This window comes from Butyrivibrio sp. FCS014 (genome assembly GCF_000526935.1).
GTDB lineage: Bacteria > Bacillota > Clostridia > Lachnospirales > Lachnospiraceae > Butyrivibrio.
This window is the reverse complement of sequence record NZ_JAHA01000019.1, coordinates 242745-257817: the sequence shown is the minus strand read 5'-3', so window position 1 is coordinate 257817 and position 15073 is coordinate 242745. Positions and strand designations below refer to the sequence as shown.

At 47.2% G+C, this 15073-nt stretch carries 14 protein-coding genes; 12 read left to right on the top strand and 2 right to left on the bottom strand.

All coding sequences use genetic code 11. From position 1 onward, the window contains the following. Positions 1 to 27 precede the first annotated feature (27 nt). From hisH to T456_RS0114190, 6 genes are all read left to right on the top strand, one after another. Complete coding sequence (gene hisH, locus T456_RS0114215) at positions 28 to 645, top strand: imidazole glycerol phosphate synthase subunit HisH (protein ID WP_024866687.1); 618 nt, start codon at positions 28 to 30, stop codon at positions 643 to 645. Positions 646 to 661: 16 nt separating this feature from the next. After that, complete coding sequence (hisF, locus tag T456_RS0114210) at positions 662 to 1426, top strand: imidazole glycerol phosphate synthase subunit HisF (RefSeq protein WP_024866686.1); 765 nt, start codon at positions 662 to 664, stop codon at positions 1424 to 1426. Further along, a complete protein-coding gene (gene ung, locus T456_RS0114205) occupies positions 1417 to 2094 on the top strand; it encodes a uracil-DNA glycosylase (protein WP_024866685.1) in 678 nt (225 codons plus the stop codon). The genes hisF and ung overlap by 10 nt, the downstream gene beginning before the upstream one ends. Positions 2095 to 2176: 82 nt before the next feature. Continuing rightward, positions 2177 to 3469, top strand: a complete 1293-nt coding sequence (locus T456_RS0114200) for a diaminopimelate decarboxylase (protein ID WP_024866684.1) — start codon at positions 2177 to 2179, stop codon at positions 3467 to 3469. Between the two features lie 70 nt (positions 3470 to 3539). Beyond that, a complete protein-coding gene (locus T456_RS0114195) occupies positions 3540 to 5261 on the top strand; it encodes a DUF6020 family protein (protein WP_024866683.1) in 1722 nt (573 codons plus the stop codon). Next, the gene (locus T456_RS0114190) at positions 5258 to 6148 is read left to right on the top strand and encodes a tyrosine-type recombinase/integrase (RefSeq protein WP_051465039.1); all 891 of its coding nucleotides are present in this window, start codon (positions 5258 to 5260) and stop codon (positions 6146 to 6148) included. Before T456_RS0114195 ends, T456_RS0114190 begins: the two co-directional genes overlap by 4 nt. Before the next feature lie 55 nt (positions 6149 to 6203). Here T456_RS0114190 and T456_RS0114185 read toward each other — a convergent pair whose 3' ends face one another. Together T456_RS0114185 and T456_RS0114180 are read right to left on the bottom strand one after the other, a co-directional pair. Then, positions 6204 to 7232, bottom strand: a complete 1029-nt coding sequence (locus T456_RS0114185; protein WP_024866681.1) for a 3-deoxy-7-phosphoheptulonate synthase — start codon at positions 7230 to 7232, stop codon at positions 6204 to 6206. 3 nt (positions 7233 to 7235) lie between these two features. Then, positions 7236 to 9185: a TaqI-like C-terminal specificity domain-containing protein gene (locus T456_RS0114180; protein WP_024866680.1), complete on the bottom strand. Its 1950-nt coding sequence runs from the start codon at positions 9183 to 9185 to the stop codon at positions 7236 to 7238. Between the two features lie 169 nt (positions 9186 to 9354). Here T456_RS0114180 and T456_RS20310 point away from each other — a divergent pair, with 169 nt between their 5' ends. From T456_RS20310 to T456_RS0114150, 6 genes are all read left to right on the top strand, one after another. After that, positions 9355 to 9984, top strand: a complete 630-nt coding sequence (locus T456_RS20310) for a C39 family peptidase (protein WP_024866679.1) — start codon at positions 9355 to 9357, stop codon at positions 9982 to 9984. A 3-nt stretch (positions 9985 to 9987) separates the two neighbouring features. After that, on the top strand, positions 9988 to 11781 hold the full coding sequence (locus T456_RS0114170) for a C1 family peptidase (RefSeq protein WP_024866678.1): 1794 nt from the start codon (positions 9988 to 9990) through the stop codon (positions 11779 to 11781). 414 nt (positions 11782 to 12195) lie between these two features. Beyond that, entirely contained in the window at positions 12196 to 12504 is a 309-nt protein-coding gene (locus T456_RS0114165) for a hypothetical protein (RefSeq protein ID WP_024866677.1), read from the top strand. Positions 12505 to 12976: 472 nt separating this feature from the next. After that, positions 12977 to 13510, top strand: coding sequence for a hypothetical protein (locus T456_RS0114160; protein WP_024866676.1), 534 nt, complete (start codon positions 12977 to 12979; stop codon positions 13508 to 13510). A gap of 5 nt (positions 13511 to 13515) precedes the next feature. Further along, entirely contained in the window at positions 13516 to 13713 is a 198-nt protein-coding gene (locus T456_RS0114155; protein WP_024866675.1) for a helix-turn-helix transcriptional regulator, read from the top strand. A gap of 112 nt (positions 13714 to 13825) precedes the next feature. Then, positions 13826 to 15031, top strand: a complete 1206-nt coding sequence (locus T456_RS0114150; protein ID WP_024866674.1) for a cobalt-precorrin-5B (C(1))-methyltransferase — start codon at positions 13826 to 13828, stop codon at positions 15029 to 15031. Positions 15032 to 15073 lie beyond the last annotated feature (42 nt).

Sequence of the window (15073 nt, the reverse complement as noted above, 5' to 3'; positions counted from 1 at the left end):
GGATTTGTTGAAGGGAGAAGATGCCAGATGGTTGCGATCATTGACTACGATGCCGGTAACATTAAGAGCGTAGAGAAGGCTTTTGAGTATTTGGGAGCTCAGACTCTCGTCACCAGAGAGCCTTCTGATATCTATAAAGCGGACAGAGTGGTACTTCCCGGGGTGGGTGCCTTTGGGGATGCCATGAGCCGTATAAGAGAGTACGGACTTGAATCAGTAATAAAAGAGGTTACTTCCAAGGAAGTACCTTTCATTGGAATATGCCTGGGTCAGCAGCTTTTGTTTGATCGTAGTGACGAATCAGACGGAGCTGTAGGCCTGGGCATTTTGCGTGGGGCAATAAGAAGGATCCCGGATACCGATGCGCAGGGTAATTCCTACAAGATCCCGCAGATAGGCTGGAACAGCCTCAAATTTCCCAATAAGGGCAGGCTTTTTAAGGGAATTGACGCGGGAGCCTATGTCTATTTTGTCCATTCCTATTATCTGGATTCCGAGGACAAGAGTATCGTGACAGCCACAACGGATTATAATGTGACCGTTGAAGCTTCCGTGGAGAAGGGAAATGTATTTGCCTGCCAGTTCCACCCGGAGAAGAGCTCGGAGGTTGGCATGCAGATACTTGATAATTTCCTTAAAATCTGACACAGGGGGAGAAAAGATGCTTACTAAGAGAATCATTCCCTGCCTCGATGTAAATAACGGCAGGGTTGTAAAGGGTATAAATTTCGTGGATCTTCGTGATGCGGGAGATCCCGTGGAGGTTGGAGCCGCCTATTCCAGGGCAGGGGCTGATGAACTGGTTTTTCTTGACATCACTGCCTCCAATGAGCGAAGGGCTACCGTTGCCGACATGGTAAGAGAAGTGGCCAAAAAAGTCTTCATCCCCTTCACGGTTGGCGGGGGAATCCGCACCGTTGATGATGTGAGGGCAATCCTTAGAGAGGGCGCCGACAAGGTGTCCGTAAACTCTGCAGCTATAGACAGGCCTGAGCTTATCGCTGAGGCGGCAGACAAGTTCGGAAGCCAGTGCGTGGTCCTTGCCATTGATGCCAAGAGAAGAGAAGACGGCAGTGGCTGGAACATCTACAAACACGGCGGCAGGATCGATGTTGGGATGGATGCCATAGAATGGGTGAAAAAAGCTGTCTCTTTAGGCGCAGGAGAGATCCTGGTCACCAGTATGGACTGTGACGGCACCAAGGCAGGTTATGATATTGAGCTCACAAGAGCTGTTGCGGACGCTGTTCCTGTGCCTGTGATAGCATCAGGCGGAGCCGGAACTTTAGAGCATTTCTACGAAGCTCTGACGGCAGGAGGAGCAGATGCGGCTCTGGCGGCGTCTCTTTTCCATTATAAGGAGCTGGAGATCAACGAGGTCAAGAAGTACCTCAAGGAGAAAGGAGTGCCGGTAAGATGGGGATGATAACCGGAGACTGGCTGGAGGCTGTGGGAGCAGAGTTTAAGAAGCCCTACTACAAAGACCTCTACAAATTTGTTGTAAATGAATACAATACCCAGGTGATATACCCGCCTTCAGGGGATATTTTCAATGCCATGAACTTTACACCACTTAATAAGGTAAAGGTTCTGATCCTGGGACAGGACCCATATCATGAGCCGGGACAGGCCCACGGGCTGTCTTTTTCCGTGCTCCCTGGGAAGGCCGATACGCCGCCTTCACTTCAGAATATTTATAAGGAGCTCAATACGGACCTTGGCTGCTACATTCCCAATAACGGGTATCTAAAAAAATGGGCGGACCAGGGTGTGCTTCTTCTCAACACTGTTCTCACTGTGAGAGCTCATCAGGCCAATTCACATCAGGGCAAGGGCTGGGAGCAGTTTACCGATGCCATAATCAGGGCGGTTAACGAGAAAGAGGAGCCGGTGGTTTATATGCTCTGGGGAAGACCTGCACAGATGAAAAAGCCCATGCTTACAAACCCCAAGCACCTGGTTCTTACAGCACCTCATCCAAGCCCGCTTTCTGCGTATCGCGGATTCTTTGGATGCAGGCACTTTAGTCAGTGCAACGATTTCCTTACAAAGAACGGGCTTTCGCCCATAGACTGGCAGATTGAAAATATCTGACAGGATAAATTTACTATTGCATACTGATGCTTTGACGTGTTAAAGTTTGAGATAAGTTTTAAGTCAGAGCATCAGGAGGAGAATTATGAAGAAACCTTTTGTTACCAAAGAGCAGGTGGATGAGATAGTAAAGACTTATCCCACACCCTTTCACATCTACGACGAGAAGGGCATTATAGAGAACGCCAAGGCTGTTTACGAGGCGTTTTCCTGGAATGAGGGATTCAGAGAGTACTTTGCAGTAAAAGCCACACCTAATCCAAGGCTTATGGAGATCCTCAAAGAACAGGGCTGTGGATTTGACTGTTCATCCAAAACGGAGCTGATGCTGTCCAAGGCAGTTGACGCATCCGGTGAAGATATCATGTTTTCTTCCAATGACACCCCGGCTGAGGAGTTTGCCTATGCAGACAAGCTGGGCGCCATCATCAATCTGGACGATTTCACTCATATTGAGTTTCTTGAGAAGACTATTGGGAAGATCCCGGAGACCATCTCCTGCAGATATAATCCTGGCGGAGTGTTTGAGATGAGCAACGGTATCATGGATAACCCCGGGGATTCCAAGTACGGAATGACCAAGGACCAGCTTTTTGAGGCCTTTAAGATCCTTAAGGAGAAAGGCGCAAAGCGCTTTGGAATCCATGCCTTCCTTGCCAGCAACACCGTTACCAACGAGTATTATCCCATGCTTGCAGGGCAGCTCTTTGAGCTGGCTGTGGAGCTTCAAAACAAGACCGGGGCTAAGATCGCATTCATCAATCTTTCCGGCGGCGTTGGAGTTCCCTACCTTCCGGATCAGCCCGGCAACGATATTGCCGTTATCGGCAAAGGCGTTCACGAGCAGTTTGATAAGATCCTTGTTCCTGCGGGAATGGGTGATGTTTCGATTTTCACAGAGATGGGACGCTTTATGATGGCTCCCTACGGCGGACTTGTTACAAAAGCCATCCACGAGAAGCATATCTATAAGGAGTACATCGGTGTTGATGCCTGCGCGGTAGACCTTATGAGGCCTGCCATGTACGGCTCCTACCACCACATAACGGTTCTGGGAAAAGAGAATGCTCCTCTTACGGAAGTTTACGATGTGACAGGTTCACTTTGCGAGAACAACGATAAATTCGCTATTGAGAGGAGCCTGCCCAGGATAGATATGGGAGACTACCTGTTTATTCACGATACGGGAGCCCACGGCTATGCAATGGGCTATAATTATAACGGAAAGTTAAAGAGTGCAGAGCTCCTTCTTAAGAGGGACGGAAGCGTAGAACTCATAAGAAGAGCGGAGACCCCAAGGGACTATTTTGCAACCTTTGATTCTCTGCCTGTATTTGAGAAGCTTTCCGAAATAATGGATGAAGAGAGTGTATGATCAGTTTATGAATGGGGCGCGTTTTAGAATTTCTGTTTTTCTGTCCGCACTGTTTGGGTGCTGGGCACTAATGCTGACCTTTGGAATTGCCGTAAGAAGTCCTCTTACGGTAGTTCTTTTTGCATGCCTTTATATGATGGGGCTAAGTATCCCGGCCCTCGGAGAGATAAAGGGCTTTTTCAGGGAGACGATCCCTGTTGTTGTCAGCACGGTTATCACATTTCTTTTGCGGGGAGCGATCATTAACGGCCAGGGGTTTCGGAATGGTTATTTCAGGCTTCTGTATTTGATGATCATCCTTGTGGGTTACTGGCTTTTGGTAAGACTCATTACCAAGTTCATTATGGAGGGGCAGTTCGGCAAAAGAAAGACCGGTGAAGGCTGCATACTTGCCACCCCCGAGAACTCTTTTTCCGGATTGGTAAGAGCCAGTAAGCCCTACGATGAGAAATTCGGGAAAAGAGCCTTTGTAATTACGGCAGCTTTCTGCCTTCTTTTTTATCTTCCCTATTTTCTGTATGAATTTCCCGGAGTTATGACGGCGGATTCTCTGGATCAGTTCGACCAGATCACGTACTTTACGCCTATGAGTAACCACCATCCGGTGGTCCACACTCTTTTGATGGGATTCTTTTACCGGATAGGACTGCACCTTACAAAGTTTCATGACAAGACGATTGCAATCTCGGTATATACCGCTTTTCAGATGATATTTATGAGCCTGTGCTGCGGCGCGGTGGTAAAAGAGACCCTGCGACTTATGAACAGAAAGAGCTACAGGATAGTTGCGACTTTTATTTTCTTCTACGCCTTTATGCCCTTTAACGGTGTGTATGCTGTAACTATCTGGAAGGATGTTCCCTTTGCGGGGGTATCGATGCTTTTGTGCGTTGTTATTGCGGAGCTTTTAAGGAAGGGGAAGGACAGCAGTATTCTTGATTTCGCAGCCTTTACTGTGCTTGGGATCCTCTTTTGCCTGATGAGGTCCAACGCACTTTACGCATTTCTTGTATTTGCCCTGTTCTTCCTTCTTGGGATGATGAAGGGGAAATTTACCCATGCTCTGATTTCTGTAATTGTGTGCATTCTGGTGGTATTTATCATCAAGATCCCTGTGTTTGGAGCCTTTAACATAAAGGGAGCTGACTTTACGGAATCCCTGTCAGTACCGCTGCAGCAGGTGGCAAGGGTTCTGGTAAACGAAAGGCAGATAGATGCAGAGGATATGGAGCTTATCGATAAGGTGATAGACAGGACCTACATCCGTGAACTCTATGCACCCTGGTTTGCAGATAATATCAAGGAACTTGTAAGAGCCGGTAATCCCCATGCTATCGAGAACAACAAGGCAGAGTACTTTGGGCTTTGGCTAAGGCTGGGGCTTAAGTATCCCGGGGACTATATTGATGCCTGGTATGACCTTACCGGCGGCTACATTTACACCAACGTAAACTACATGGTTGCTGAGGCTGACGGTATCATGCGAAACCGCCATGGCCTTACCTGGAGCCCCATCATAGGCGGCAAGTTTATCAAGGTAAAAGAGATACTCATAAAGCTTCAGAACTTCATGCCGATCTACGGTATGCTGTTTACTGCGGCCATTTATACCTGGGCCCTTACAGCATCCTTTATATATGCCATCCGCCACAGGAAGCCTGTGCTTTTGCAGACTCTTATGCTGCTTCTGGTGGCAACGCTTCTTATTGCCGCTCCGGTGGTGGATTTCAGATATGCCTACGCTATTGTGATGACCTGGCCGCTGTGGCTTTTGGGGACTAACAAATTATGATGGAACAACAGATTCTGGAGTTTACGCAATATCTTAAGAATGTAAAGCATACCTCGGAAAATACCCTTGTTTCTTACAAACGGGACCTTGAAAGGATGTCGTCCTACATGGAGAGGAGGGGGATCCTTGATGCGACGGATGTGACTCTTGATGCCCTTGCCGACTATTCCGCAAGCCTTCAGGATGAGCATTTTGCGCCGTCCTCCATCTCAAGACATAACACTTCCATGAAGGCTTTTTTCCGGTATATGCTGGAAAACGGCAATATCACAGAGAATCCGGCGGAGCTTCTTTCAAGCCCTAAGATTGAAAAGACTCCCCCGAGAGTTCTTTCCACTGTGGAGATAGAGGATCTTTTGTCCCAGAATTTCGGGGATGATGCCAAGGGTATGAGAGACAGGGCCATAATGGAGCTTATGTATGCAACAGGCCTTAAGACCTCGGAGATGATAGGGCTTAAGCTCTCGAATGTTGACCTTAGCCTTGGCTGTATAAGGCTTACGGGAAGCAACTCAAAGGAAAGGCTCATTCCCTATGGTAAAAAAGCCAAGGAAGCCCTGAACCTTTATCTTACGGAGGGCAGGAACCGTCTTCTTATGGGAGGCCCCGACAGCGACGTTTTATTCCTTAATTGCAGCGGGGAACCCATGAGCCGGCAGGGACTGTGGAAGCTGGTGAAGACCTGTGTTGAGAGAGCAGGGATAAAGTCAGACATCACGCCCTTTACCTTAAGGCACTCCTTTGCGGTGCATCTTGTGGAGAGCGGAGCGGACATGGCTTCCGTTCAGGAACTTATGGGATATTCGGACAGCAATACCATCTCAAGATATATCAACAGGAAGAAGAGAACCAAAGACCCCTTTGAGTGGGCAAGAATAAGGAATTAAAATAAGCTCCGGCATCACTTTTTCGATGCCGGAGCTTTTGCTTTTTAGGTACGATTTATGCCAGTTCAGCCATTTCAAGGATTAGGTTCTCGGTATCCTCCCAGCCAAGGCAGGGATCTGTGATGGATTTACCGTATACGCCCTCACCGATCTTCTGGCAGCCCTCCTCGATGTAGCTCTCGATCATAACACCCTTAACCAGGCTCTTGATATCGGGATTAAGGCTTCTTGAGTGGAGCACTTCCTTGACTATCCTTATCTGTTCCTTGAACTGCTTGTTGGAGTTGTTGTGGTTGGCATCAATGATAGCCGCAGGATTCACAATATTCCTCTCGTTGTACAGATCAAGAAGAAGACGAAGGTCCTCGTAATGATAGTTGGGAATGGACTGGCCGTGCTTGTTGCTGGAGCCGCGAAGAACGCAGTGGGCAAGAGGATTGCCGTTGGTCTTAACTTCGTAGCCTCTGTAAACGAAGTTGTGCTTCTGCTGAGCCGCGTACACAGAGTTGAGCATTACGCTGAAGGTGCCGCTGGTGGGGTTCTTCATGCCGGCGGGAACATCGAAGCCGCTGGCAGTCATGCGGTGCTCCTGATCCTCAACGGAACGGGCTCCGATGGCAACGTAGGAGAGGATGTCGGCAACATAGCCCCAGTTCTCAGGGTAGAGCATCTCGTCAGCTGCTGTAAGACCGGATTCCTCGATGGCACGAAGCTGCATGTGGCGCATGGCTATAAGGCCGGCTCTGAAATCTGTCTTGCCCTCGGGATCGGGCTGGGAAGTGATGCCCTTGTAGCCTTCACCGGTGGTACGGGGCTTGTTGGTATATATTCTGGGAATAAGGATCAACCTGTCCTTGACTCTGTCGTTGAGCTTGCCCAGTCTTGAAACATAGTCACAGACTGCATCCTCATTATCTGCCGAGCAGGGACCTACAACCACCAGAAACTTGTCGCTTTTGCCTGTAAAGACATCGGCTATCATGGCATCCCTTTCCTTCTTAAGAAGAGTCAGTTCCTTCTTAAGGGGATATTCAAACCTGATCTCATCGGGAGTAGGCAGTTTCTGGATATAATCGAAAGACATCAGTTAAAACCTCCATTTCAAATCATTAGTAATACCATAGCATTCACGAACCTTACAAGCAAGCATTTTTTCGGCATTTTCACAGTCGTTACCCTCTTCAATGGCGAAAACAAGGGCTTCTATCTCATGCATGAGAGAGGGAGCGCACAGAGGGATGGGAAGTGCCTCAAGAGAGGACCTTAAAACCTTAAGGCTCTTAAAGGTCATGTTATAGTAAAAGCCGATCACATCGGAATTGAGAATAGCCATGATATAAGCTGCGCTGTAGCCCGATACGTGGGGGATGATGATGTTGGCGCTGTTAAGGGATAATAGGCCCGTGCAGTCCCTGGCCACTATGGGGCGGGATGCTATGAACCGGTAAAAGAGTTTTTCTTTTGCCCGGTAGAGCTCAGTAGGAGCGCATTGCTGAAAATTCACAGGGGTGTATGCCAGATAGTTTTCAGGAGTTTCTATCCGGAAGGGCGATATATCTTTTCCCTTGATAACAGGCTCAAGGCCTTCCCCGGGAGTCTGGCTAAGGAGCTCTTTGTTGTTGCCGGTAACTATTCCAAGGGCAAAGTCCGCGTTGCCCTTAAGGGTAAAGTGAGGAACCGAAGATATTCTCTTAAGAAGCTCATACTCATCGTCATCGGACAGAAGGTGAAAGCTTGCGGGGCTGAGCCTGTTGTGGGATGCAGTAAAGCTTTTTGACTCATTTAACTCATAGCCGCTTTTTTCGAACATGGCAACGGATACCGGATAGTCGGAAAGAGCCGTGGCATCACCTGTTTTTGCAGAAAGAATGATTCCGGGACACTGAACCTTGTCAAAAACATCTCCAAGATATGAGAGAGAAGTGATCCTGGCTTTTTGCAGCAGCATCTCTCTGATGCCTTTGTGAAGGCCTGATTCCAGAAGGCTCTCGGGAATAACGAAGGCAAACTCTCCGGAATGGTTCAGGGTTTTCAGTGCTCTTTCCATGAAAAGGACAAAGGATTCGGGATTTCCGCTGTCCTTGCAGGTTTCGAAATTACGGCGAAGGGTGATCTTCTCGTTCTCGTCAAAACTGTAGCCCCAGGGCGGATTTCCTATATATATGTCCGGGGAGGGGAGGTCGCTTAAATCCGTAAGGAAGTTTCTTACGGTGATGTTCTCCGTGATGATGTCCAGATCCTCAGGAAAGCGCAGAACGAATCTAAGGGCCAGATTGATGCGGGTTATGGCAACTGCCAGGGAATCGATGTCGCAGCCCTGTATGTTCTTTAGGGATACCGTTCTGGGAAGTCTTATAAGAAAGTTTCCTGTGCCGCAGCCGGGATCACAGACGCATTTTTGGTCAAGATCTGTAAGTGAACCGATAAGACAGTCCGCCACGTAATAGGGCGTGTAGTAGGAGCCCGTGGATTTCTTTTCACGAAGTGATCTTAGGGATATGTACAGCATTCCCAGGGTATCTTCTGCATCTATATAGATAATAGGGTAGTCCTTAAGAAAGTCCACGTTAAGGCGGCTTAAGTCTTTTTCGGGAAGGTTAAGGCCCTCGAGAAGCCGGTCTGTTAATGAAGGCGGAACGCCACGGGAAGCCAAAAGCTCTTTTGCATAGTAAAAAAGAACCGTAGTGTCGGATACGGATTTTTCGGAAAGCGCCTCGATAAGTGCGCATATGACTTTATGATTCGGGGATGCGGAGTCTATATAGGAAAGCGGTACATAATTGCCAACAGCGCGGCTTTTGTTTCTGCGGCTGCTAAGGCGCTGGCCGTTATCAAGGCTTTGGTGGAGCGCCTCAATTTCCGGGGCATTAAACGAAAGAGGACTGTTTGAAGAGGGAGTAAGTCGTCCGAGCTTAACCCAGTTGCGAACAGTGGCTTCGGAGATCCCCAGCGTCTGCGCTGCTTCCCTGACAGAAAGGGAAGACCCTTGATTTTTGGCTGTATTCTGCTTTGTTATACCGGTGTTTTTGCTATTCATAGATACATATTAGCACTAAAAGCAAAAATGGTCTTGCTTTGTGTGCGTTCCGATGGTACAAAAACGCATAAAACGATATAATGGATTAATAGGGAAATCCAATACGTGCAAGTGACCTGTTTTCTGAAAAGAGTCGGCTCTTTACGGGAACAGGTATAAAGGGGAGACAATGAAAAAGCCTTACGGGGGCATTACGAATATATCGAAATATCTGCTGGAGCAGTATGGCGAAAAGGGAGTCATGGTCAGAAGAGGCCGGTCCTGTCTTATGAACCACAAGTCCATGGAGCAGATAAGCGGGCGCATTACCAGGAACTGTTCGGTGGTGGCGGTTACCCGTGTCATCGATTACTACAGGCAGACGCTTAAACTTCCCGGGATTCCCGAGGATATAGGGCAGATCTACAAAAAGGTAGAGGAGATCGCTACAGATTATGGATACACGGACAAGCGGGGGACGATACCTTTTTTCATCGCCGGGATAACCCGTGAGGCCTTCAAGCAGTACGGAATCAAGGCGAGATGCCGCGGGATCTATGTCTGGAGCTTTGAGAAGCACGTGGTAAAAGAGATATCGGCCGGAAGGCCCATTATAATGAATATTGCAAGAGGTTATTACAAAGACCACACCGTGGTTGTTGCAGGATACAGCATCTGGAAAGTTGGAAACAGGATGATCCCCATACTTCGTGTTATTGACGGATGGAAGAGCGGTATCCACTACATCGACTATGAGGCCTTTGCAAAAGATATATCACAGTCAATCTTCGGTTCTTTTAATACTACAGTGATAGGGTGACGTATGAAGAAAAAAATTGTATCAATCTCATTAATCGGTGTACTGACAATGACAATGCTGTGTTCCTGCGGGAAAACAGCAAATAACTCCGCCGGGGAAGATAATAATGGCGCATCTTCTGAAGAGGAACAGGTTTTAGGTGCTGCAGAGAATGCTGAGGAAAATGCCGGAGCAGCTGATGCGTCTTCGGCTGATCAGCCTGAGGAGAGCGCAGATAAAGAACCTGAAAAAGCTCCCGTTACGGATAAGGTTTCGGCGGTAGAGAAGATAACCATTCCCGAGGCTGTTATCATGGCGGACGGAGATGTTGCCGCGTTCTACAACAATGAAGATTTTAAGAATGTGGTTCCGGTGGATGCTGCTTCTTTTGACAAGGCGGAGCTTCCTTCCAGATATGACTCCAGAGACTATGAGGGCAAAAGATATGTGACAGTTGTTGAGGACCAGGGATATTCCTATCTGTGCTGGACCTTTGCCAGCATGGGAGCTATCGAGAGTGACCTTCTGAAACATCATGATAACCTGGGATACAGGGATATCGATCTGTCGGAGAAGCATCTGGCCTATTACAATATGCATAAGGCAGACGGTTCCGTGGGCGGATATATTGATGATGATTACAGGGAATTTGTGAATGCGGACAACATTCCCAAGGCCTGGGTATTTGATTATGACACCAATTATGTGGCCAACGGTGGTGTTACGGACTGCTGCATCAGTATCCTCACCGCCTGGAAGGGACCCATGGCTGAGGCCGGAGATGATGCATTTAATGCACTTTACGGAAGCCAGTTTCTCTTTTCCGATAATGGTAATCCTCCCTCAGACGGATTTGCTGCCGACTACCATGTACAGGGCGTTTATGAAGTGAGAGCTGACATGGAACACAATCTCATGGTCAAGCAGATGCTGATGGAGCACGGTGCCGCAACGGTCGGTGTAAATGCAGACAGCAGATACTGGAAGGATCACAGCGGCAAGCTCTATTCTTCATTTAACGGCGGCAAGGTGGAGACAGCCAATCATGAAGTTCTTATAGTGGGATGGGATGATGAATACAGCGCCTCCAATTTCAGGGACAAGCCTGAAGGAGACGGTGCCTGGATCTGCCGCAACAGCTGGGGCGATAGCGTAGGAGAAGGCGGATTCTTCTATCTTTCTTACTACGATGAGACAACAGCAATCAGTAATGCTGCAGCTTACGATGTAGCTGCTCCCGGGGATGACAACTGGTACGACAACAACTATCAGGCAGCGGGATTTATCAACAGGACCATAAGCACTCTTGATGACTCTTTTAACACCGTTTCAGCCTACAGTTCTTCTGCAAATCCCTACGCAGTTATGTATGAGGCCCAGGGCAGCGAAACACTTGAGGCAGTGGGGCTCATGGCTATTGATATGTATCAGCAGTATGATATTGAAGTTTACGTAAATCCGAAGGAAGAGAACGGAAGCTTTACCTTTACCACAGAGGATCAGCCTGTACTGGCGCAGAAGGTTTCCGCAGTGAGCGGTGGATATCACACATTCCCGCTGAATAAGGCCATCGATCTTGAAAAGGGCGATACCTTCCTTATCCTGGTGAAGCCTGAAACCGAGGGAAGACTGGTGTTTGAAGCAGCTGAGGATACCATCAGCGATGCCAACTATGATGAGTGGCAGAATCTTACCGGAAACATCCACAACAACTATACAGCCAGCGGCTGCAGCTACTATGTTTCCGATGACGGGCTGTCACTGGTAAAGCAGGATGACAAGGATTTCTTTGTAAAGGGATATACCTGCAAGAAATAAATGCAGGATGATTAAGAATATGCAATCGAGCAGGCTCGATTCTGCACACAGACATTCCGCACTTCGTGCTCCATGTCCTTACGACCGGCAAATGAATTTGTATGCAAGCATCCATTCGCTTGCCGGTCTTGTGCAACAAAAAAGAAGGCGACGGGGAATCGCCTTCTATTTTTGTTTCACAAGATTTTTTGGGAGGAGGGCAGCTTAATGGGGAGTTAAACTGCCCAGGTATGAAAAAAGTTTTGTTGGGGGAGTGAGAATTTTGTTCTCAATAACTATATCGGTACATAAGGTAAAAACTTAACACTATTTTGAATATTTTTTTAAAAAAATTTTTCGCGTGCGGAACAAGTGTTTGAAAAATGAAAATAAATATGCTATATTGTGTGTAGAAAAAAGAAAGGCACTATATCTATGGCTAAGAATGATAAAGAACTTGAACAGATAAGTACAACAGACAAGCTCAAGGCTTTTAAGGCACTTAAGGATGCCGGATACAGAGTGGAGCTTAACGGAAGCGGTGTTCCCACAGTGGTATGCGCTGCAGCTTCAGATATGTCCAAAGAGCTTAAGAACATCCGCAGGATCTTAAAGGAGCTTCGCTATATCGGAAGCTTCGGAGTAAGAGGCCCCAGGAAGAACGAACAGACGGTTCCCGATGAAATGCCCAAGGGAACTGCCGGTGAGGAACCTGCAGCAGAGGGAGAGGCAATTCCCGCATAAGGATTACTGCCTTGCCGGATGTAAGACGATCATAATAAAGACAAAAGAAAGGCACCTGCGATCACTCGCCGGTGCCATTTTAGTTGGGAGGAGGGGTCGATCAGTGGGGAGCCAATCGACCCGGTATGAAAAAAGTTTTGTTGGGGGAGTCAGAAGTGTTTCACTTCTGATATGTATTTATCTTAAGTCCTAAATATGGACAAAATGTAGACGATTTCTAAAGAAACAATAAAGTAATTCGAAATAATAAATAAGCAAAATACGTAATATTGATAATGATTTGAGGCGGAGAATGGGGATGAAATCGGCCCAAAAATTTTTAATATGAAAAATGTAAAATATACTTGACATAACCAAAAGTATAGATTACAATTTTCATATCAGCTGAGAGTAACACCAATATCACATTCAGACCGGACGCCTATCAGACGTCACATTAAATAATATGGCCGAGGGCCAGGAGGGAAATGAAATGACAGTTGGAAATTTAGCAGGATTCGGATTTGTATTTGGACTTATGTTTGCAGCAGTTCTCTGCGTCATACTTTTCAAGTTTGCAAACTCAAACAGAAAGGTTATGTCAGATTACGACGAGAGACAGGAAGCGATCAGGAACAGGGGTTACAAGTATTCATTCTATACGGTTATGGCTTTGGAGGCAGTGATGATAGTTCTTTCCGTATCGGAGGTAACACTTCCCATTGCCACATACCTGGTTCATCTTGGGATAATCCTTATTGGATGCCTGGTACTTTGCATCTACTGCATCTGGAATGATGCATACTGGGGACTTAACAACAACCGCAAGCGCTATACGGCGATTATCGTTATAGCCATTGTTCTCAACATCATTCCCATTATAACAGCCATCACCACAGGAGAAATCTCCGGTGAAGGATTTGATTCACTTCCTGTTATGAATATCATGGTCATTGTATGGATGGCTATCATCGGCGTAGCAGCTATCGTTAAGAAACTGGTTAAGAATGAGAGCGAGGAGGCGTAAGGCGTATGAAGAATCTTAAACTTAAAGCCGCCCGTGCGGGCAAAGACCTGTCTCAGGACCAGCTGGCAGCTGCCTGCGGAGTTTCAAGACAGACCATAAGCTCCATAGAAAAGGGAGATTACAATCCTACCATCAACCTTTGTATTGCTATTTGCAAGACCCTTGGAAAGACTCTGGATGAACTTTTCTGGGAAGAAGATTAACCAAAAATTATGTGAATCATAACCGTATTTTCTTCCACAAAAACACGACATATTGTATAATATTAGTAAGCGTGCACAATAAATTCCATTTTTTGATCACAAGGGGATTATTATGGATAGATATGTCGGAAGAGATATGGGGTTAACTTTAAGCCACGCAACTACAGGTGATTGTGCAGCGGCTGCCGCCAGGGCAGCTGCTGCTAATCTTATATTTAAGATAGACTATGAGAACGTCACAATAAGCCATAAGGGCGGCGCATCAAGGGCCTATACGGTAAAGCGCAATCCTGCCCGCTGTGACGCGGATCACAGCGAATATTCTGTTCTGATGGAGGGAGGAGCAGCTCCCGATATCAGAGACAAGGCAACCATTACTGTAAGTGTATCAAGGATCACGGATATTGCAGGTGCGGCAGAGAATTCCTGCATTGATATACGCCATGGCAATCTTTTTCTTAAAAGCGGCGAGGGCGTTGGCATAGCAAGTGAGAATAAGCCAGGTATCAGAAAGGGTGAACCTCTCATTGAAAAGGAGGCCAGAGCGCTTATCTTCGATGCCGTTGCCGGTGTATGCGAAGCTTCCGACGGAGCCCAGCTCCTTCTTATAACTGTTTCATGCCCTGAGGGAATAATGATCGCAGCCAAGCAGACCATAGGTCAGAACACGTTTCTTGGCGGCATCACCATAATGGGCAGTTACGGTTCCATTCCTCCTGTTCATATGAGGGATATTTCCAATTCCATCGACAATCAGATATTGTTCCAGACAAGACAGGGAATAAAGTCTATTTTGGTAAGTCCCGGCAAGTATTGCGCCGAGGTCATAAACAGCCAGCTTCACGTTGATCTTAAGACTAGCATAATGTGCTACAATTTTCCGGGACAGGCCATAGACAAGGCAGTACAGGAGCATGTGGAGAATCTGCTTCTTGTGGGAAATGTGGGCAAGCTTGTGAAGCTCTCTGCCGGAATCATGAACACCAATTCCACCGCATCCGATGCAAGGCGTGAGATCTTTGCGGCCCACACAGCCATGGTTGGCGGAACCTCCTCCCAAGCCAGGATCATCATGGGATGCAGCAGCGTTGATGAGATAATAGCTCTTATTGACAGCTGGGGACTTCGGGACAGAGTCATGAGCAGCATAATGGCCCAGATCCACGAATCAGTCAGAAGACGCTGCGGAGGAAGGCTCAATTTTGGTGTGGCATTATTCTCCGAGACCTTTGGCCTTTTGGGGCAGACAGTAAATACCAAGAACGTTATTGTTAAGGTTTCTCAGGAACAATATGCATTGTCACTTAAGATGAAATAGGTTATTCTATAATTACGACTTCAATCATAAAAATGAAGGAGA

Coding starts and splice junctions, on each gene's coding strand:
- T456_RS0114185 (WP_024866681.1), bottom strand. CDS start 7,232: ATGTCTTTCGATTATATCCAGAAACTGCCTACTCCCGATGAGATCAGG.
- ung (WP_024866685.1), top strand. CDS start 1,417: ATGGGGATGATAACCGGAGACTGGCTGGAGGCTGTGGGAGCAGAGTTT.
- T456_RS0114155 (WP_024866675.1), top strand. CDS start 13,516: ATGAAGAATCTTAAACTTAAAGCCGCCCGTGCGGGCAAAGACCTGTCT.
- T456_RS20310 (WP_024866679.1), top strand. CDS start 9,355: ATGAAAAAGCCTTACGGGGGCATTACGAATATATCGAAATATCTGCTG.
- T456_RS0114165 (WP_024866677.1), top strand. CDS start 12,196: ATGGCTAAGAATGATAAAGAACTTGAACAGATAAGTACAACAGACAAG.
- hisH (WP_024866687.1), top strand. CDS start 28: ATGGTTGCGATCATTGACTACGATGCCGGTAACATTAAGAGCGTAGAG.
- T456_RS0114150 (WP_024866674.1), top strand. CDS start 13,826: ATGGATAGATATGTCGGAAGAGATATGGGGTTAACTTTAAGCCACGCA.
- T456_RS0114160 (WP_024866676.1), top strand. CDS start 12,977: ATGACAGTTGGAAATTTAGCAGGATTCGGATTTGTATTTGGACTTATG.
- T456_RS0114170 (WP_024866678.1), top strand. CDS start 9,988: ATGAAGAAAAAAATTGTATCAATCTCATTAATCGGTGTACTGACAATG.
- T456_RS0114195 (WP_024866683.1), top strand. CDS start 3,540: ATGCTGACCTTTGGAATTGCCGTAAGAAGTCCTCTTACGGTAGTTCTT.
- T456_RS0114190 (WP_051465039.1), top strand. CDS start 5,258: ATGATGGAACAACAGATTCTGGAGTTTACGCAATATCTTAAGAATGTA.
- T456_RS0114180 (WP_024866680.1), bottom strand. CDS start 9,185: ATGAATAGCAAAAACACCGGTATAACAAAGCAGAATACAGCCAAAAAT.
- hisF (WP_024866686.1), top strand. CDS start 662: ATGCTTACTAAGAGAATCATTCCCTGCCTCGATGTAAATAACGGCAGG.